The organism is Pantoea sp. MBLJ3, from assembly GCF_000816655.1.
Taxonomy (GTDB): Bacteria; Pseudomonadota; Gammaproteobacteria; order Enterobacterales; family Enterobacteriaceae; genus Pantoea; species Pantoea eucalypti.
On the sequence record NZ_JSUT01000015.1, the window covers coordinates 14742 to 31520 of the forward strand.

Consider the following 16779-nt stretch of genomic DNA (forward strand, 5'->3'; position numbering starts at 1 on the left):
AATCACTTTCCCGCACTGAAAGTATCTTCTCTGCCGATCGGCTGGCCGTATTTCACGCCAGCCGGTCACAGTTAAGACAAACCGCCTATATCTAAACATTAAATTTAAAAAATCTTTAGAATGTCATAAACTGTTTTCTGAAATTGACCACTGGAAAACTTAATATGACCGGCACTGCTAAAACCCCCAATCTAAGCCAGCCGTCTCTCATCAGCGCATTACTCGCTGAAATAGCAAAACAGCGACCTCATTCCAACGTGAATAATGCGCAGTTCGCTGCCATTGTTGAGGCTGCGAACCATGTAGTTTTTACCTTCAGCCGTAATAGTGGTGATGCCTGATGACAGACCGCTTTTACATGATCTGCACCAGAGATACGGTAGGCAGTAATGCCTCTTTCTGGAGCCAGAATGGTCATGGCTACAACACCAATATCGACAAAGCACACGTCTATACCCTGGCAGAAGCACAGAGCCGCTGGAATACAGGCCGGAGTATCGATCAACCCGTTTGCGCTGACAGCGTAGATGCACTGGCCGTCATTCACGTTGACCACCAGCATGTACCAGGTCAGTCAATCATTACCCCTGATTGCAGCCGGTATGTTGCCTTTCAGAAAGGGCGCTGGGACGGCAATGACCTTTACTGGCTGAGCAACGGCGGTCTGCCGACGACCGACTTTACTCAAGCGGCCATTTTCGATAAGCCAGGCGATACGACCGATCTGGTCTGGCTACCGTTCACCACGGTTGACGCAGTAAAGCGCCGCACGTTCCCAATCGCCATGCTGGATCATCGCCGCATGGTGCAGGGTGCTGGCTTACGCGTACCGGCGCACATCAGCCGCGCACGCCGCCGCAAGCCAGGAACAGGAAAGACTCGCCATAACTGCCCGAACTGTGGACGCATTAGCTGGCAATTAAACCCATATGACTTTGAAGGCTGCGCTGACAGGCAGTGTGAAGGAGCGCGTAGGCATGGATAAGGCCGTATTAGACATGTGCTGCGGTCCACGCATGATGTGGTTCGATAAAGCCGATCCCCGTGTCCTGTATTCCGATATCCGGGAAGAGACCCACCAGCTACCTGACCGGGAGCTGGTCATTAGCCCGGACGTGATTGCCGACTTTCGATCCCTACCGTTTCCGGATAACTCATTTTACGTGATTGCCTTTGATCCACCGCACCTGGAGCGGGCAGGCGAGAAGGGCTGGCAGCGCCTTAAATACGGAGTGCTTAATCGTGGAACCTGGCGCAATGATCTGCGCGCCGGGTTTAGTGAGGCATTTCGCGTACTACGCCCAAACGGCCTGCTGATTTTTAAATGGAATGAAACGCAGATCCTGGCGCGGGACATTTTGGCACTGACTGACCAGAAACCCCTGTTTGGCCACATCAGTGGGAAGCGTGGTTTAACGCACTGGTTTACCTTTATCAAAGACGGAGAGCAGCAATGAACCTGCGCAAATTATTCCGGCTCAAAGCGCCGTGCGCTAATTGCCCGTTCCTGAAAACTGGCGGCATCGAGCTGAATCCTGGACGCCTTGAGGGCATCAAAGCGCACCTGTTGCGAGACGACTTCTCATCGTTTTACTGCCACAAAACCACGCACCGCACTGGCGAAGAAGAGGACGAAGACGGCGAGGTTTATAGCCCGTCCGGTAAAGAGGCGCACTGCGCCGGTGCCGTAGCGTTTTTGCTGTCCCACGGCCGTCATAACATCGCTATGCGCCTGGCATTCATAGAAGGACATACAGCGCCTGCCGACTTTGCCTGCGCAATAAACATGATCGCTACAGAGAGCTGAGTAAACCGCAAGAGTGATAGCGAATTGGTTTGATTGTATTGACAAGCAAATTCATGCTCTGTATATTTCACCTCATGCCGCTAATTTAGCGTCACCGCCCTGGCGGCTCCAGGCATTAAGGAACTGTGCAATGAATACCTCTCCAATGACTGCCACCGCTGCGCTCCAGCACATGTCTTACACCCTGACCGGCGTAATTAAACAGAGTCAGAAGCCTGGCTTTAACGAGGCGGAAGCCTACGCAGATATCAAAACCAATTACGAGCTGGTGGCCACCAGCTGCACCGACTTGGCGACCGTTGTCTGGCTGCGTAATCACCTCTGCTTTGGTTACATTGGCGATGAACACACATTTGAAGAGATCAACCTGGCCTACCGCGATCACATCGACTTCATTCTCAAATCAGGCTGGCGTCCAGGCGCTGCACCGGTGCACAGAATGACGCTCAGCAATATGTTTGAGCTGGACTGGTGGAACCCTCAGCAGATCGTGGTAACTGCACACACTAAAGATATCGTTACCGGCACTGCCACCATGACCGACACAGAAGGCGAATATCAGTTCGCGTTTGAGTGGACAATGATCATGGGTGAAGAGGCCGAACAACACGATCTGCCGTTCATGGTAAACATAACGGCAGCACGGTTTACCCTGCCGTATGAGTTCAAACTGTTTGAAGATGAGGGAAGTCCGCTCGATGCGCTGACGGCGCTACAGGAACTGGATTGCGGTCTGGGCTTCTGTATTGAGTATTTCCCTGATATTTACAAGCAATATGCTCCGACAGAAGGGGCAACTAACCGAGGCTAATCATGACCGATAAAGCACGCGATCCACGGGCTTTAAATTCAGTTAAAGGAGCCGCCCCTGCGACGGCTCAGATTCAGATGCGCGTCATTCCCGATGTTAAAAACCGCTATGTCGCGCAGGCGCAGCGGGAAGGGATGAAACTGTCAGAGTGGATACAGCATCACCTCGACGCTGTTTGCCAGTCAGCCGATGAAAAATTGCGGCACTCTGGAAATTCGGCAGGGACCGATATGTGTTTCAGAATTTATAACCGTCGCGATGAGTCATGGAGGATGCAAGAAGCCAGCATAGGAAGTGTTGGCCTTAAGGTTCCCCGATATACCGGCGAAGAGTCACAGGCCGGATTCTTTTGGGCTGATGAAATTAAGCATTTAGACAAACTCGGTGCGCAGATGGCTATCCAGAGTTACGAGGAAGCTATTCCCTGCACACCAACCAGGGAAGAGATCCGCTTTCGTAACGAGTGGGATAACTAACCTGCGTGCCAGCTACAGGATACGAACACCAGTGATTAAACAGGAAATCAGGGCGCTGTTTCTGGCGCACGGCTTCGAAATGGAGCAACAGCCTGATGGCAGTACCGATTTAAACCCTGCCTGCTACAGCGTCGCTCAGGCGCTTGCAGAGCAGTTTGGCGATATTTACGGGCAACCGGCTGGAAATGTGGAGATCGCCGCTGGTGCAGGCACAGAGGCGCGCACGATGGCGCTGTTTCACGATAAGGCGGCAAGCATTGAGTTTCCGACCTACATCATGCGCAAGCCTTCGCAAACTCCTGCACTGGCCACCAGCAAAAGTCCGGTATCCGGGCGCTGATGGACGACAGATTAAGTCAGTACGGCTGGCTCTCTTTTGAGGGCTGGCCGGACAGTGAAGTTCACGACTATCTCACGACGAAATGCGGCATCATCCACGCCCGTAAGTTACCCGATGGCAGCTGGACAGGCCTTCTGCGCCTTCTGTACACGCTCAGCGTCTGCATGGGGATCACGCCAACGGATGTGTATCAGTATCGCTGGTGCTTCGAAGACCCGGAAGAGGCGGTGTATCTGTACAAAAATGCCATGGAAGTAGACGAGATACCGGAGCGCCGGGAGTCGCTGGTGGGCCACCGGCACACGACCGGAACCCCGCTTTATGTTGAGTTTGACCAGCTAGGTCTGCCAAAATGGCGTTGAGCGTCACAGTCATGCACATTTAAAAGTGGCATTCAACTAACGAATAAACTAATCAGAAAAATTCTATTAATCTACTGGCTCATATCTAGTTGGTAATAGATAAAATAACCAAAATATCAGCAATAAAAGGAAATTATGCCTACATTATCTGAACGCAATTATGAAACCCCGAAGTCATGGGCTGAATTTGAATCAATTTGCAAAGACTCTTTTCAACTCCGTTGGTCAAACCCAGACCTTACAATGCACGGCAGGCAGGGACAGGCGCAGGACGGGGTTGATATCTACGGTAACAACTCATCTAATTTTTTTGTAGGCATTCAATGTAAAAATACAATAGATGGAATCAGTGAAAGTCTAATTGATTCTGAATGCAGCAAAGCAGAGAAATTTTCACCACTAATTAATATTCTTTACATAGCAACCACTGCTAAGCGAGATGTTCATATACAACGTTATGCGCGAAATTTGTCTGTCGATAGACGAGGTAAAGGTAAGTTTCCGGTTGAAATAGTTTTTTGGGAAGACGTTTGCTTAGACCTTGCTAGAGACCAAAGCGTGCTACGCAAGCATTTTCCAGAGTATAATGTTAAGCCTACTAAGTCAGAACTGATGCGTGAAAAAGACTTAAGTAACCTTCAGTGCCTACTGTCTTTTTTTGATGTAGTAAACACCCTTCAGCAATTGGAAACAGATGGGAAGTACATAGCAGAACCAATCAGAGCACAATATGAATACATTCACAATGTCATTACATCGCCTGTATTTAAATTAAATAATCCAGATATTGAACGAGATACGGCGGCTGTACTTAATGATTGGTATAAGCTAATGCTTATGCTAAATGATGCACCATATAGATATAATGATGCTAACAGGTGTTTCATTTTCATAATGCCTGGAGACTTCTGTAGAACTCCAGAAGAGTCTGACCTTTTTGATAAAATAACAGCGCAAATGGCAGTTCTTAGAAATTCCATAGGTAATTTCTGCGATAACATAAACTCTAATTTTCATGAAATAGATTTAAACAAAACTAGCCTTCAGGCAAGAAGACTTTACGCCTGATTCACAGAGAGTTTACTGTTCTAAATAATCTAACTTGACTGACCACCCGCTAAACAACTGATGGCCAGTTATCAATTTAAGCAATTCAGAACGACAGAAAATGGAAATCAGGATTAAATGCCCGCATTGCGGATCGGGAAGCGTCAAGAGCAGTAGGGCAGTCTATGAGCAGGGAACCTCAAACACGCGCAGCGTCAGCCACACAGGGTGGGTATCGAATCGCGGATCGGGTGGAAGTAGACGGCAGGGCAGATCAACGCGTCAGTCGGTTGCTGCTTCGCGTAATGCACCAGCTGGCGGAAAGCTGGAGGTGCTTACATTTGTCGGCTCTTTCCTCCTGTCTGCCTGGATGATACTCGATATACCGGCGACCACAGTACTGGGATCGGTAATTACCGGAGCAGTTATCGCATTGCTGATAACAGTGCTGGTGGCTCACCTCAACCGCCATAACCGGCGCAGGGCGCGTGAGAGTTACAACAGGCAGTGGTATTGCAGTAAATGCGGCGACACGTTTTTACGCGATAACGTTGCCAGCTCATAGTCTGACGCGGCTGGTGGATGAGCTGGCAATTCCGTTCAGTACCGGTGCCACCAGCCCGCAGAAATAACAGATCCACTAAACGCATGCGTTTCCCGCGCCTGCTGGCGGTTGCCCTAAGCCGCCAGCATCCCTAGAATGCGCGCTTCTTTACGCTATACAGACGATTTTCAAACGGACTTATGACACAACAACTTAAATCTATTCAGGCGCTTCGCGGGCTTGCCTGCCTCGCCGTCGTTACCTTTCATTTCCGCTACCAGATACAGGACCAGTACCCGGCATTAACCAAACTGCTTTCAACCGGCGTTGTTGGTGTGGATCTGTTTTTCATCCTCAGTGGCTTTGTTATCACACTCTCTGTCTCGCGCATGGGTACTGGATTCGCTGCAGCAGGCGATTTCCTGAAGCGCCGTGCGCTGCGCCTGCTGCCTGCCTACTTCATTCTGCTGCTGATCAACTTTTTCTTAAGCGGTGGAATGGCGACGTTTCACTATGCTGAGAAGACGCAGGCGGTGATTAGCGCGGCGACGCTATCCGTTTACCTGCCGCAGCACGCGCCGTTTTACGTGGACGACAACGGGTTTATGGGCGTGCGCTGGACGCTCAACTACGAGTTTCTGTTTTACCTGATGATGGCTGTCTGCCTGCTGGTGCGCGCACGCTGGGTGGCGCTGGCCGCAATGCTGGGCGCGGTGCTTGTGGCAGTACCGATGGCAGCAGGCCACCAGCCGACGCTGCTGGTAGAAGGATATGACCTGGGCTACGCCTACCTGAACCTGATGACGAACCCGATTATCTGGCAGTTCGCTGCAGGCGTACTGATTGGTCTGGTTTACCCACACATGGCGCGCCTGCCGGTTGCCGTGCGGGTGCCGTTCCTGCTGGCTGCAGTTGCACTGTTTGTGCAGCACATTATCAGCTACCAGCATATAGGTCATGGCATGATGGCGTCTGGTACTGTACTGGCACTGCTGCTGGCCGCTGTGGCGTTTAACGACAGCTGGTTAGGGCGCATCACGCCGCGTTGGTTGGTGTTGCTGGGGGATATTTCTTTCTCTGTATATCTGATCCATATCGTGACCAAAGCCCGGTTAGCAAAAGCATTCACGGACCAGGGCATGACGTTCTTCGTGTGTAACGTCCTGCTAGCGCTGCTGCTGGGCTGGCTCAGCTACCGTTATATTGAGCCAATCGGACAGAAGATTGCGCGCCGACACAGAGAGAAAGTGCTTCGTAACGCAAGCAACGACGCATAGCCCGCAACCCTCAACTCTCTCAACTAAGCCCGCATCAAGCGGGCTTTTTACTGCCTTACAATCTCTTATCCAGCACTCCACCTTATATATAAAAAAAGCCTGCACAGGGCAGGCAAATCGTATCGCAGGGAATGTCCATCTTGTATGCAACAGCAGCATAGCTGTGTGCTGGTGGCAGGCTACATGGCTAACATTAGGTTTAGTTTGGGAAGCACCGTTACCAATATTACAAACCTCATATCCTGGCCGTCACACTGACTTAGAGGCCACCAGCATGACCATTCCAATCGACTTACAACCCCTTGCCGCAAATGCGGCCGCATCGTCAGAACCAGCGATCGCCGGAGAATTAATCCTGAACGCCGGCATAGCATTTTCTCTGCCAATTATTCCGGTGCCGCTGGTGGTGTCGTTTCACAGCACAGACGGCACGCGGGCGCAGCTTACAGTGAATAAGGGCAGGGTGACGTTTGAGGGCAATCCCGACGCTGCAGCGGAAATGTTTATCGAGGCGATGACACGAAAGCATGCGCAGCAATGGATCGCACAGCAGGAGCAGCTGGAGGCAGCAGAAGCACTGGTGGCGGCATACTCACACCATAACGGCCTGATGATGCTCACACAGCGGCTGGTGGATGCAGAGAAGGAGCGCGACGCACTACATGAAGAAATTAACCAGCGTCGGGCATAAGTTAACCGGCGTGCGGTCGGGGATAAACGTTCACTATAGTTAGCAGACTTACTTTTAAGACGCTAAGCCCCTATCGTTGAGCCGATAAAAGTGGTGGATAAATATGTACTCAATTCTACCACGCGTGATATAGTTCTAATAACTGCTGTGTTTACAGCACCAGTGAGAAACGAGCTTAGCAATGTAGCGAAGCCTTAACTAGGAGACAGAGATTGCTGCTCTCACCAGTGAATCTCAAATGAGGAATGCACAATGGCCGAAGCCCAAACTATGTCGCAGAAAGTAGCGAGAGACAGTTTAGGAAATGCTCAAAACTTCGAAGGAGGAATGTACGTTACGAAAAATGGAGTAGCAGAACTTTTTATTCAGACAGCTGCAGAACGTCAGGCTGAACTGAGAGAAATGGCAGAAGAGAGAAACATAAACGCCCTTTTTAAGCTGGCAATGCAGGCTAGAAAGGAAATCGCAGATGGCAAAGGCATGTCTCCTGAAGAAGCACTAAGGAGGTTACGTGCCGCAAGAAAATAAAAGGCAGGTGTTGAGTGACAAGTCAGTACACAATCGAAGTATCAGAAATCGCGGTTCAGTGTCTCCAGGATATTGAGTCTTATAAAAGCGATTTCATCGGGTCGGATCGGGCAGCGGCTTTAGTTGAAAATCTGCTAAACGACTCAGTATTGAACATCATGGAAGATCCTGAAAGATACCGCTTTAATCCTCATCTTTCAGAGCTCGGCTTAATGTTGCGTGAAAGGCTTGATGTAGAAACAGAACATCGTGTGCTTTACCATTTTGATGGTTCTCACATTGAAATACTGCTTTTCGTGAATATGAAGCAGGATTTTCAAAAAATGCTTTACCGCTATAACATACTGAAATGACACTCAATGCCCGGATATTCCGGGCTTTTTTGTGCCGTCCTGTCAGTATGATCACTTTATTCTTGGGATATCTTTCAATCTCGTTGTATAGCGAGGTGATAACATTTCACGCTTCATCTGCCACGCACTGTCATGCTCTCCCTGTCCCGCAAAGAATACCTTTCCTATTCCAGATCGATTGATAGCGTCCAGTGCTGCCATTAGCGCATCAGCATTAGCTCGCGGCTGCTGCTCACTGAACAGGTCAAACTGCGCGACGTCTGACTGGTAAAAATCCCCCAACATGACGCCTGCTTTTGCGTACCGGTAGCCGTCCCGCCAGATGGTGTTCAGTCCACGCAGGGCAGATTCGATAATGTCCCGCGTATCGCTGGTGGGGTAATCACAGACACAGGAAGCCGTATTCGAATACTGGGGCTCGTTCGCGTGCCTGGCAGTGGTAATCGACACGCTGATATGACGGCAACGTGAGTTTTGTTCTCTCAGCTTCTCCGCCGCACGGGTGGCATACAGCACTACAGCCTGTTTCATGTCCACCAGCTCAGTGATCCTCTCGCCAAATGACCTGGAGTTGAGGATGTTCTGCTTCGGCGGCGGGGCGTCTTCCATTGCAATGCAGGATTCGCCATTCAGTTCACGCGTGGTGCGCTCAACGATAACGTCGAAATTCTTCCTGATCATGCTGATATTGCTGTCAGCCAGCTGCAGTGCCGTGTTGATCCCCAGCTGATACATGCGCTTGGTGATACGCGGTCCGATTCCCCATATATCGCTGACGTCGGTCAGGTGCAGTAGTTTGCGCTGCCGGGTCCGACTGGACAAATCCACCACGCCCTTTGTCTGCGTCCACTTTTTCGCGGCATGGTTAGCCAGCTTGGCCAGCGTCTTGGATGGGCCAAACCCCACGCCGATTATCAGCCCGGTTTCCTTCCGGATACGCTCTCGCATCTGCTGTCCGAACGTCTCAAGCGGGATCACATTGTTGATGCCGGTGACGTCCAGAAAGGATTCATCAATGGAATAAACCTCCTGTCCTGCCGCCATTTCACCTAACAGGGCCATCATGCGGGCCGACATATCGCCGTACAGCTCGTAATTGGAACTGAACACATGCACGCCGTTCTCCGTGAAAAAGCGCTCATTCAGAAACAACGGCGCCGCCATCTTGATCCCCAGGCGCTTTGCCTCCGCTGAACGTGCGATCACACAGCCGTCATTGTTCGAAACAACGACAACCGGCTTACCCCGCAGATCGGGCCTGAATATGGTTTCACAGGAGGCGTAGAAGTTATTGGCATCAGCCAGGGCGAACATACCGGACTACCTAAGTTACTGTTTAATTATGAAGTATTGGTGAGGCCTGCAAAATTATCAACATGGTGATTTAGTTATGCTTTTATCACTACGTGAACTGCAATTAGTTATGCCTCCAAAACTAAATATATCACCAAATAACTAAATATCTTTACATGTCACACGAATTTAGTTATATTTATCTCATCCCAACGGGATATGTTCTTTAACAACATGGAGAGGCAAATGCCGGAGCTTGAGTGGAAACGAAAAGCCGATAAGCAGCTGAGCCAGATTCCTGAACCGTATCGCAGTATGATACGCGACAGAATCCGGGAACTGCGTAACTGGCCCGACGTTGAGCACCTGGTTATTGAAAAGCTGACGGACGACAAAGAGCAACGACGAAAGCTGGTGGTAGGTAACTACCGCGTACTTTGGAAAATTGTGAAAGGTCAGCCGGTAGTTATCGAGATACTGGAAGTGTTGAGACGGACAAGTAAGACATACAGCAAACGGTAAAAGGACGGCGGGGAAACCCGCCTGACTGCTTCTCCATCTATGCCCGAACACTGAAACTCAAATGAAAGAGAGAGAGTGTCATAGCATGAGTGCAATACAATTTATGACGGATGCCGAAGGCAACCGCATCAGCGCCGTAATACCGATTGAGTTATTCAATAAACTGGCGGCAGAAAGCGAACTGGCTGAGTTTTTCGAGTCTGTTCCCTATGAAGCTGATGATAATGACGACGAAACAATCCCCGGTGCGGTGGTTGATATTCGTCACGAAAACAACGTGCCGCTGCACGCTGCATGGCGCTTATATCGCGGCTACTCGCAAGAGTATGTCGCCGAAGCGCTGGGTATTACCCAGGCTGGCGTCTCCAACATGGAGAAAAGAGCGAAGCCTCAAAAGGTAACGCTTGAAAAGCTGGCCCGCATCTACGACTGCCGCGTAACACAGCTGTATTAACCACCCGCCACTAAGCCCGCCGCGTGCGGGCTTTTTTAATCCTGCGGCATAGCATTAAAACCCATTCCGGCCACGTCTGTCAGGGCATAGGCCACCACACCCCATACAGGAAGCGCCTGGCTCACATCGAGCAGCGTTACTGTCTCGTCCGCGTCCAGCGCCTGCAATGCCGGTATCGGATTAAGCAGCAATCGCCTGAGCGTCAGCTCGCCGTCGAGCTCGGCAACGATAAGCTGGCCATGTGCCGGCTTAAGCGCACGGTCGATAGCCAGCACGGACCCTTTAACAATTCCCGCGTCGGGGCAGTCGCTTTCACTGCGCATGAGGTAGGTTGAGTACGGGGAAAGATGCACCAGATCGCCCAGGTTCAGGCGCGTTTCAGTGTAGTTTTGGGCCGGACTCTGAAAGGCCATGAATTGCTCCATTCTTAACAGCTTTTCAGCCTTATGAGATGAACCTGATAGCGACTAGGTGTCCGTCGCGCAGGCGCAATTAATACTCCAGATATCAGTATACGTCGCTATCCTTACATCAACAGAAGGAGGTACCTATGTGTGGAAGATTTGCGCAGTACAGCAGCCGCGATGATTATTTTGATGCACTCGGCCTGACCCCCGACGAAATCACATTCGATCCGGCACCTGTCGGGCGCTTTAACGTAGCACCAGGCACTAAAGTATTACTGCTAAACGAACAGGAAGATTCGCTGCGCCTCGATCCGGTGTACTGGGGCTACGGACCGGAATGGTGGGATAAGCAGCCACTTATCAACGCGCGCGGTGAGACAGCTGCAAGCGGACGCATGTTTAAGCCTCTATGGAATCATGGCCGCGCTATCGTGCCTGCTGATGGCTGGTTCGAATGGCAGAAAGAAGGTGGTGAGAAGCAGCCATTCTTCATCTTTCACAAAAAAAAGGAGCCGCTTTTCTTCGCCGCCATCGGCAGACAGCCTTACGGTCAGGACCACGGCAAAGAGGGGTTCGTAATTGTCACATCAGCCAGCAATCAGGGCATGGTCGATATACATGACAGGCGACCGCTGGTGATTACGCCTGATGCCGTTCGTGAGTGGCTCAGCAATGAAACGTCCCCAGCGCGTGCGGAAGAAATTGCCCATGATGCTGCCGTTCCGGAAAAAGCATTTACCTGGCATCCTGTCAGTAAAAAAGTAGGCAATATTCATCACCAGGGAAGTGAGCTCATCGGGGCTTTAACCGCAGATAAAGATTAATGCCCTTACCGTTCACAAAAATCTATATGGGTATCTCTCCGCCGGGTATCGCTTCCGGATTGCGCTTCTAACGCAACGCGGTGTGGCAATATGCCTCATAAAGTTTTAATTCTTTGGGGCCGATATTGGGGTTAAGTGTTTCCCCTCTCTGGATAGGCTAATGAAAATTATAATTTTAGGTGCATTGGTAAGTTTTGCGTCCTTAACGGCGCATGCTCAAGATGATGAATATCCGATGACTGATATCTGCCGTGCAACCTTGAACGATATGCTGAAGCGCGATATTTCAACTATGAACTCAACACTGCTGGCGGATGGTTCCGCACGAGTCAAGTACACGCGCCCACAGGACGGCCAGAAATTTTCCTACCGCTGCCGTTCCGTTGATGGCCACATTGGCATCCTGGATGAATCTCTTACTGGGCCTCGCTGGTATGGCGAATTACCAGAAGATATACAGAGAATGTACGTGGTAAAGGATAATTCTCTAATCATCCGCTCCATCTACCGGGGGGATGTGTCTGAAACATTTTTTTCGCACGCTGACTTTTCTAATAAGCCAGAAAACTACAAAGATGAGACTCCAGTACTTACACAGTACGGTACATCAATTGCGAAAACCTTTGGCAATGGCAAAGTTAAACTGACTAAGGCTTATCACGTTGTGAGCAAGCCTCTAAATACCTATCGAATCGACTTTGACACATCTTCGAAGCGATTATTAACCCAGCCAGGCGCTGAAGATGATAATGCCATTTTTGACGAAAACACGAAAAAAACAGAAACGTGGGAGGCTGCATTTTGTACGAATGATTTGAAAAAAATCATGACGGAAAAGGGCATGGATATGGTAACTGGTGTTCTTTTAAACAACGGACAGACACACTCAATAGCTCCGTGCTTTAAGTGACCTGAAAGCAAAAAAAAGCCCCTGTTAGGGGGCTTTGGAGCAAAGGCTAATGGCAACACAGGCTAAGAAATGCACCAACAAATTAGAAAACCCTTAGAATATATTAAGCTATTTAGCCACCAGCCCGATACACCTGCGCCCGATAATTCCGGCAGGCCTTAACGCCTTTTATTCCGCTTTCTGCGGCTCATGCGCTGGCGCTGCGGCCACCAGCTCCGGCTCAGGCTGTGGGGTGTCGGTTTTCGCCTTTGCCAGCAGGATAGTGCGCAGCAACTCCGCCTTTTCGATGGCTTCTTTCACCATATCCGCATCCAATCCGACAACCGCGTACTTATCCAGGCCTTCCATACGGAACAGGTTCGTTTCAGGTGCCACTTCCTTCAGGGTTTTCTCATTCTCTGCCGTAATGTAGATCAGCTGCGGCTCGGCCTCTGCGCCGTCCGGGATGAACACATAAGCACGCTGGCCCACGCCTAATGCCTGGAGGAAAAGCAGGCAGACCGCCAGTGGGAGCGAAGTTTGCGACACACTGACAGGTTGCAGCCTGCCGGTGAGGATGCCGCCGTGCAATTTTACGTTATAAGGCATGTACGGGCTGATTGTCTCCACACGCCACAAGCCCGTAAGAGAACCGTCTACAAATGCCTCGCCGGTAACGTTCATCGAAATCTGACGCATGAGCAGCTGCGCAAAGCTCTTATCCTGTGCTGGAGCCAGCGGCAGCGCGCCAGTTTTCTCGTTGATAGCTTTTACTGCCTCCTGGCGGCTGGCTTCATCCTCTGGCAGTTCCTGGCTGTGAATCAGCCAGTAGCGCTCATTTTTGTTACCCCATACAGTGACGCCTTCGATTTCCTGCGGCTCAAACCCCAGCGCGGCCACAAGTGCGGCTTCCAGGTCTTCCGGGCGGATCTCGCCTTTCTCGTTAAGCTCGATCGTCGTGGTTTTGCTGATGATGTACTTGGTCATGATCGGGCCTTATTTGCTGGTGGTCTTTTTGGTCACGGTCGCGGTGCTGGTAGTCTCGGTCGCTGCTGGCTCTTCTGCCGGTGCTGCGTCTACCGGCGCGGGCTCCTGCGAATCTGCCGGGGTGGCCATAGTCGCGTCTTCAGTAGGGGCCGGATCGGTCTGTACCGCTGTGGTAGAGCCAAAGCCGCCATCGCCGCGATTGGTCTCGGACAGGGTATCGACTTCTTTCCAGGTGACAGACTCCACTTTCTCAATCATCGCCTGCGCAATGACCATGCCTGCTTTCGGCTCAATGAACTGGCCACCTTCATCAGCAATCATGCGCAGTCTGATCTCGCCACGGTAATCACTGTCGATAATGGCCACATTGTTAGCCAGGCGCAGGAAGTTATCCGCCGCCAGCCCGGAACGGGGATAAATCTTCATGCAGTAGCCTGGCGGGATCTCCACGGCCAGCCCGGTAGTGATCCACCATGCACGCGGCTGGCGGGCCGCGCCTGGCGTCTGTACAACGGTGAGTTTCACATCCAGCGCGGTGATATCCCACGCTGCAGCGCCGTCCGAACCACGGAACGGCAGAACGGCGTCTGGTGTGAGGCGTTTGATCTTAACTTGTGGCATGACTTAACTCCGGTGATTTAAAGGTGTAGTGGCGGCGTTTACGAACAGAGTCCTCATACAGTGGGACGTCTGTGTACTCCACCAGCCCGCGTGCAATGAGTTTCTTAACGGACTGCAGGAAAAGGGAATGGCTTACGTCAAACTCCTGACGCACGTTTCTGGCGGTGATGAACCGGCGCTTGTCGAGCAGCATCAGAATGTACTCTTCAATCTTCCCCATCTTCAGGGGTGTCAGGCTGGTGGCATACGCGGCAGACACGGCCAGGGTGTATTCGTTATCAATGGATCGCGCAATCAGCCCGTTTTTTTGCAGGTCCAGCAGCGTTCCCCGGATAACGTGCGTTGACGTGTCGGGCAGGGCGCGGGTAAAGCGACGGCGCGTGGCGATACGCTCATCCTTCAGCAGCAGCAGCACGGCTGAGGCCGTTTCCGGATAGCGTGCGCGGAAAATTTTAAGTTTTGGTAAAAGGCGCTTCAAAGTTCTGTTATCCTTGCCAGTGGTTTATTTCGGATACCTACATCCAGTGGTTAACGTTTGAACCTGATTGATTGAACGGAATAAGGGAGCCAGCGATGGTTCCCTTTTTCTTTAGTCCTGCGTCCACTTCTGGCCCGTATCCACGCACACCACGCCGTGACACACGCGCCCCTGATCCAGCCTGAAAGCCATGCCCCCTAGCTTGCTGCGCCTGCGGCAGAACTGTGCGCCAGACAGATAGGCGTGCGGTACGCCGGAATCAATCGCGCCTTCCTCTGTACACTGGCCGTCTTCTGCGTCGGCATAGCCACGCGCAAACTCGCTCAGCACTTCGCGCCGGTCCTCAAAGCGGATGATCTCGCCGTGGTCCTGGTCGCGTGCGTACTCGATCGCGCCGTACTTAACGAGCGATGCAATGGTTTTGGGGTGCCTGAATATTTCTTCGCCCCAGTACTGGCCGGTGCAGGAATCAACGTAAGAGCCGCTGGAATAGGTGCCGATAGGGTTAGAGATGTCGTGTGCCATAGCCACTGCCACGAAGAAGTTAACGACGTTGCCGGTAACAGACATTATTTCCCCATAAAGAGCCGTTCCCGGCTGCTGAAGGTGTTTGTTTCCTGCCGGGTGAATACGTTGTCCACCAGCCCGACAAATGTGGCAAATTCACTTCTGTAATACTCCAGTAGCTTATTTGCGGCGCGTTCGGTGAGGTATTCCACGTAGTACCAGGCACTGTATTGGTCGATCCTGGGTTTTTCGAGGGTCAGCAATGGGACAGATTCTGACAGCGTAGAAACGCCATACTCCACCAGCGCCACGCCGTCGCGCTCGATGGCGGTAAAGGTCAGCTGGTGGCCGTCAATGATGAATGTGCGTGTCAGTAAGATTTGTTGTCTGGCCATCGGTATTCGCAGGATGCGGGATGGCCTGAATTGTGGGGGATAAAAGCTACCGTTACAATTATTATTTCTTTAGATTTCGATAAACTTAATTCTCTATTCTCCGTCCAGTATTCCCGACATTTTGCCTTTCTGGCTTTCAGAGCGACGCAGGTAGCGCATAACGGTTTTTGGGTCCTGCCATGTGCCTTCCTGCATGATCTGCGTAATTGTGGCGTCGCGTTCTGCCATATCCATCGCCGCACCTACGCGGGCGCTGTGACCGGACCATTTCGCATAACGGCCTTTATTGTCCTGTACCGGCTCTTTACCCAGCAGATCCCAGGCGTCTTTGAATATCTTCTCAGTTGCCGGTGCTGACATAGGCTTTTCAGACACGCCAGCCGTGTTGTTGTGCCGGACCGGCCCAAAAACCATCGCGTCAGGATGATGAATCAGCCCGGATAGCTCCAGCCAGTGCAGCAGGTGACCGGCAGCGGCGCGGCTGAGGTGCTTAATCACGCCAGCCGCCGTGACCATCGTCTTTGTGTGAGACAGGTTAATGATCACATGGCCACTGTCGCTGATATCCAGATCGCGCACCCGGATTCGGCTGAGCTCGGACATACGGCACAGGGTGTTGTAGGCGACAAACAGGAATGCCAGGTTGCGCTGATCGGTCAGCCGTTCGGACCGGCCCATCAGGTGCGACAGTAGCTGCAGGTCTGGCAGTCGGAACGGCACAGCCTGGCCGGTGCGCTCACCCTGCAGAACGGCTTCACGCCGGATGCGTTTCAGGGAGCGTTTCAGGTCCACGCTTCCCCTGAGTTCAGGGAGTCCACTTTCCCGGCACAGCATGTTCATCATGGCGTAATGCTTGTCGATGGTGCTGGATGCCAGGCCGCTTTCTGCCATGTCGAGGAAGTATTCCCGCGCCAGATCCGGGTCGATCGGCAGATACCCAACGTCACGCTCATTACACCAGAAGGCCCAGCGGCGGATGACAGATAAAAGGTCGCGGAAAGTATTCTCGGAATAAGCGGCCTTATCTGCGATGAATCTCCGCAGGTTATTAGCAATGTCTTCCGGCGTTAATTGAGTTAATTCTGCCGGGAGAGCGCCGGTTTTTATTTGAGCCAGATGTTTCATTTATATATTCCATCCCAAATCAGAGAGACAACGCTACGCGA

Annotated in this window: 26 protein-coding genes; 18 read left to right on the top strand and 8 right to left on the bottom strand. The window is 51.5% G+C overall.

Going from position 1 to position 16779, the window contains the following annotated elements:
• The first annotated feature begins 164 nt into the window (after nt 1-164).
• From NP77_RS23515 to NP77_RS18670, 14 genes are all read left to right on the top strand, one after another.
• Nucleotides 165-341, top strand: coding sequence for a hypothetical protein (locus NP77_RS23515; RefSeq protein ID WP_156137304.1), 177 nt, complete (start codon nt 165-167; stop codon nt 339-341).
• Nucleotides 341-985, top strand: a complete 645-nt coding sequence (locus NP77_RS18615) for a hypothetical protein (RefSeq protein WP_039661193.1) — start codon at nt 341-343, stop codon at nt 983-985. The genes NP77_RS23515 and NP77_RS18615 overlap by 1 nt, the downstream gene beginning before the upstream one ends.
• Nucleotides 978-1457 carry a class I SAM-dependent methyltransferase gene (locus NP77_RS18620; protein ID WP_039661195.1) on the top strand — a complete coding sequence of 160 codons (480 nt, stop codon included), beginning with the start codon at nt 978-980 and terminating at the stop codon, nt 1455-1457. Before NP77_RS18615 ends, NP77_RS18620 begins: the two co-directional genes overlap by 8 nt.
• Nucleotides 1454-1807, top strand: coding sequence for a hypothetical protein (locus tag NP77_RS18625; protein ID WP_039661196.1), 354 nt, complete (start codon nt 1454-1456; stop codon nt 1805-1807). Before NP77_RS18620 ends, NP77_RS18625 begins: the two co-directional genes overlap by 4 nt.
• 130 nt (nt 1808-1937) lie before the next feature.
• On the top strand, nt 1938-2618 hold the full coding sequence (locus tag NP77_RS18630) for a hypothetical protein (RefSeq protein WP_039661198.1): 681 nt from the start codon (nt 1938-1940) through the stop codon (nt 2616-2618).
• A gap of 2 nt (nt 2619-2620) precedes the next feature.
• Entirely contained in the window at nt 2621-3094 is a 474-nt protein-coding gene (locus NP77_RS23520) for a hypothetical protein (RefSeq protein ID WP_072040372.1), read from the top strand.
• 31 nt (nt 3095-3125) lie between these two features.
• Complete coding sequence (locus tag NP77_RS18640) at nt 3126-3434, top strand: hypothetical protein (protein WP_039661199.1); 309 nt, start codon at nt 3126-3128, stop codon at nt 3432-3434.
• The gene (locus tag NP77_RS22630) at nt 3434-3796 is read left to right on the top strand and encodes a hypothetical protein (RefSeq protein ID WP_052250665.1); all 363 of its coding nucleotides are present in this window, start codon (nt 3434-3436) and stop codon (nt 3794-3796) included. The genes NP77_RS18640 and NP77_RS22630 overlap by 1 nt, the downstream gene beginning before the upstream one ends.
• 135 nt (nt 3797-3931) lie before the next feature.
• Nucleotides 3932-4864, top strand: a complete 933-nt coding sequence (locus tag NP77_RS18650; RefSeq protein WP_039661201.1) for a hypothetical protein — start codon at nt 3932-3934, stop codon at nt 4862-4864.
• A 467-nt stretch (nt 4865-5331) separates the two neighbouring features.
• Entirely contained in the window at nt 5332-5475 is a 144-nt protein-coding gene (locus NP77_RS23525; RefSeq protein WP_156137305.1) for a hypothetical protein, read from the top strand.
• A gap of 112 nt (nt 5476-5587) precedes the next feature.
• On the top strand, nt 5588-6664 hold the full coding sequence (locus tag NP77_RS18655) for an acyltransferase (RefSeq protein ID WP_039661202.1): 1077 nt from the start codon (nt 5588-5590) through the stop codon (nt 6662-6664).
• A 274-nt stretch (nt 6665-6938) separates the two neighbouring features.
• Nucleotides 6939-7355 carry a hypothetical protein gene (locus NP77_RS18660; RefSeq protein ID WP_039661204.1) on the top strand — a complete coding sequence of 139 codons (417 nt, stop codon included), beginning with the start codon at nt 6939-6941 and terminating at the stop codon, nt 7353-7355.
• A gap of 252 nt (nt 7356-7607) precedes the next feature.
• Nucleotides 7608-7883 (top strand): hypothetical protein, encoded by a 276-nt coding sequence (locus tag NP77_RS18665; RefSeq protein ID WP_039661206.1) that lies wholly within the window; start codon nt 7608-7610, stop codon nt 7881-7883.
• A 14-nt stretch (nt 7884-7897) separates the two neighbouring features.
• Nucleotides 7898-8236 (top strand): type II toxin-antitoxin system RelE/ParE family toxin, encoded by a 339-nt coding sequence (locus tag NP77_RS18670; protein WP_039661207.1) that lies wholly within the window; start codon nt 7898-7900, stop codon nt 8234-8236.
• Between the two features lie 51 nt (nt 8237-8287).
• Here the strand turns inward: NP77_RS18670 and umuC are convergent, their stop codons facing one another.
• Nucleotides 8288-9550 carry a translesion error-prone DNA polymerase V subunit UmuC gene (gene umuC / locus NP77_RS18675; RefSeq protein ID WP_039661209.1) on the bottom strand — a complete coding sequence of 421 codons (1263 nt, stop codon included), beginning with the start codon at nt 9548-9550 and terminating at the stop codon, nt 8288-8290.
• A 225-nt stretch (nt 9551-9775) separates the two neighbouring features.
• Between umuC and NP77_RS18680 the strand changes: the two genes are divergently transcribed.
• Nucleotides 9776-10051 carry a type II toxin-antitoxin system RelE/ParE family toxin gene (locus tag NP77_RS18680; RefSeq protein WP_039661212.1) on the top strand — a complete coding sequence of 92 codons (276 nt, stop codon included), beginning with the start codon at nt 9776-9778 and terminating at the stop codon, nt 10049-10051.
• Nucleotides 10052-10136: 85 nt separating this feature from the next.
• Nucleotides 10137-10505: a helix-turn-helix transcriptional regulator gene (locus tag NP77_RS18685; RefSeq protein WP_039661213.1), complete on the top strand. Its 369-nt coding sequence runs from the start codon at nt 10137-10139 to the stop codon at nt 10503-10505.
• A 35-nt stretch (nt 10506-10540) separates the two neighbouring features.
• Here NP77_RS18685 and NP77_RS18690 read toward each other — a convergent pair whose 3' ends face one another.
• A complete protein-coding gene (locus tag NP77_RS18690) occupies nt 10541-10918 on the bottom strand; it encodes a peptidase (RefSeq protein WP_039661215.1) in 378 nt (125 codons plus the stop codon).
• Nucleotides 10919-11055: 137 nt separating this feature from the next.
• On the opposite strand from NP77_RS18690, the gene NP77_RS18695 reads away from it, so the two are divergent.
• Entirely contained in the window at nt 11056-11736 is a 681-nt protein-coding gene (locus tag NP77_RS18695) for an SOS response-associated peptidase family protein (protein WP_039661217.1), read from the top strand.
• A 160-nt stretch (nt 11737-11896) separates the two neighbouring features.
• Nucleotides 11897-12646 (top strand): hypothetical protein, encoded by a 750-nt coding sequence (locus NP77_RS18700; protein WP_039661218.1) that lies wholly within the window; start codon nt 11897-11899, stop codon nt 12644-12646.
• 168 nt (nt 12647-12814) lie between these two features.
• On the opposite strand, the gene NP77_RS18705 is transcribed toward NP77_RS18700, so the two are convergent.
• From NP77_RS18705 to NP77_RS18730, 6 genes are all read right to left on the bottom strand, one after another.
• Entirely contained in the window at nt 12815-13612 is a 798-nt protein-coding gene (locus NP77_RS18705) for a hypothetical protein (protein ID WP_039661220.1), read from the bottom strand.
• 9 nt (nt 13613-13621) lie between these two features.
• Entirely contained in the window at nt 13622-14233 is a 612-nt protein-coding gene (gene dut, locus NP77_RS18710) for a dUTP diphosphatase (protein ID WP_072040373.1), read from the bottom strand.
• Nucleotides 14220-14711 carry a hypothetical protein gene (locus NP77_RS18715; protein WP_039661221.1) on the bottom strand — a complete coding sequence of 164 codons (492 nt, stop codon included), beginning with the start codon at nt 14709-14711 and terminating at the stop codon, nt 14220-14222. The genes dut and NP77_RS18715 overlap by 14 nt, the downstream gene beginning before the upstream one ends.
• A 111-nt stretch (nt 14712-14822) precedes the next feature.
• A complete protein-coding gene (locus tag NP77_RS18720; protein WP_039661223.1) occupies nt 14823-15281 on the bottom strand; it encodes a hypothetical protein in 459 nt (152 codons plus the stop codon).
• Complete coding sequence (locus NP77_RS18725) at nt 15281-15613, bottom strand: hypothetical protein (RefSeq protein ID WP_039661224.1); 333 nt, start codon at nt 15611-15613, stop codon at nt 15281-15283. The genes NP77_RS18720 and NP77_RS18725 overlap by 1 nt, the downstream gene beginning before the upstream one ends.
• 93 nt (nt 15614-15706) lie before the next feature.
• Nucleotides 15707-16738 carry a tyrosine-type recombinase/integrase gene (locus NP77_RS18730; RefSeq protein WP_039661225.1) on the bottom strand — a complete coding sequence of 344 codons (1032 nt, stop codon included), beginning with the start codon at nt 16736-16738 and terminating at the stop codon, nt 15707-15709.
• Nucleotides 16739-16779: the final 41 nt, after the last annotated feature.

Bases quoted from the DNA above. Each gene is read 5' to 3' on its own strand.
- NP77_RS23515 (WP_156137304.1), top strand. From the start codon at position 165: ATGACCGGCACTGCTAAAACCCCCAATCTAAGCCAGCCGTCTCTCATC.
- NP77_RS18615 (WP_039661193.1), top strand. From the start codon at position 341: ATGACAGACCGCTTTTACATGATCTGCACCAGAGATACGGTAGGCAGT.
- NP77_RS18620 (WP_039661195.1), top strand. From the start codon at position 978: ATGGATAAGGCCGTATTAGACATGTGCTGCGGTCCACGCATGATGTGG.
- NP77_RS18625 (WP_039661196.1), top strand. From the start codon at position 1,454: ATGAACCTGCGCAAATTATTCCGGCTCAAAGCGCCGTGCGCTAATTGC.
- NP77_RS18630 (WP_039661198.1), top strand. From the start codon at position 1,938: ATGAATACCTCTCCAATGACTGCCACCGCTGCGCTCCAGCACATGTCT.
- NP77_RS23520 (WP_072040372.1), top strand. From the start codon at position 2,621: ATGACCGATAAAGCACGCGATCCACGGGCTTTAAATTCAGTTAAAGGA.
- NP77_RS22630 (WP_052250665.1), top strand. From the start codon at position 3,434: ATGGACGACAGATTAAGTCAGTACGGCTGGCTCTCTTTTGAGGGCTGG.
- NP77_RS18650 (WP_039661201.1), top strand. From the start codon at position 3,932: ATGCCTACATTATCTGAACGCAATTATGAAACCCCGAAGTCATGGGCT.
- NP77_RS18655 (WP_039661202.1), top strand. From the start codon at position 5,588: ATGACACAACAACTTAAATCTATTCAGGCGCTTCGCGGGCTTGCCTGC.
- NP77_RS18660 (WP_039661204.1), top strand. From the start codon at position 6,939: ATGACCATTCCAATCGACTTACAACCCCTTGCCGCAAATGCGGCCGCA.
- NP77_RS18665 (WP_039661206.1), top strand. From the start codon at position 7,608: ATGGCCGAAGCCCAAACTATGTCGCAGAAAGTAGCGAGAGACAGTTTA.
- umuC (WP_039661209.1), bottom strand. From the start codon at position 9,550: ATGTTCGCCCTGGCTGATGCCAATAACTTCTACGCCTCCTGTGAAACC.
- NP77_RS18680 (WP_039661212.1), top strand. From the start codon at position 9,776: ATGCCGGAGCTTGAGTGGAAACGAAAAGCCGATAAGCAGCTGAGCCAG.
- NP77_RS18685 (WP_039661213.1), top strand. From the start codon at position 10,137: ATGAGTGCAATACAATTTATGACGGATGCCGAAGGCAACCGCATCAGC.
- NP77_RS18690 (WP_039661215.1), bottom strand. From the start codon at position 10,918: ATGGCCTTTCAGAGTCCGGCCCAAAACTACACTGAAACGCGCCTGAAC.
- NP77_RS18695 (WP_039661217.1), top strand. From the start codon at position 11,056: ATGTGTGGAAGATTTGCGCAGTACAGCAGCCGCGATGATTATTTTGAT.
- NP77_RS18700 (WP_039661218.1), top strand. From the start codon at position 11,897: ATGAAAATTATAATTTTAGGTGCATTGGTAAGTTTTGCGTCCTTAACG.
- NP77_RS18705 (WP_039661220.1), bottom strand. From the start codon at position 13,612: ATGACCAAGTACATCATCAGCAAAACCACGACGATCGAGCTTAACGAG.
- dut (WP_072040373.1), bottom strand. From the start codon at position 14,233: ATGCCACAAGTTAAGATCAAACGCCTCACACCAGACGCCGTTCTGCCG.
- NP77_RS18720 (WP_039661223.1), bottom strand. From the start codon at position 15,281: ATGTCTGTTACCGGCAACGTCGTTAACTTCTTCGTGGCAGTGGCTATG.
- NP77_RS18725 (WP_039661224.1), bottom strand. From the start codon at position 15,613: ATGGCCAGACAACAAATCTTACTGACACGCACATTCATCATTGACGGC.
- NP77_RS18730 (WP_039661225.1), bottom strand. From the start codon at position 16,738: ATGAAACATCTGGCTCAAATAAAAACCGGCGCTCTCCCGGCAGAATTA.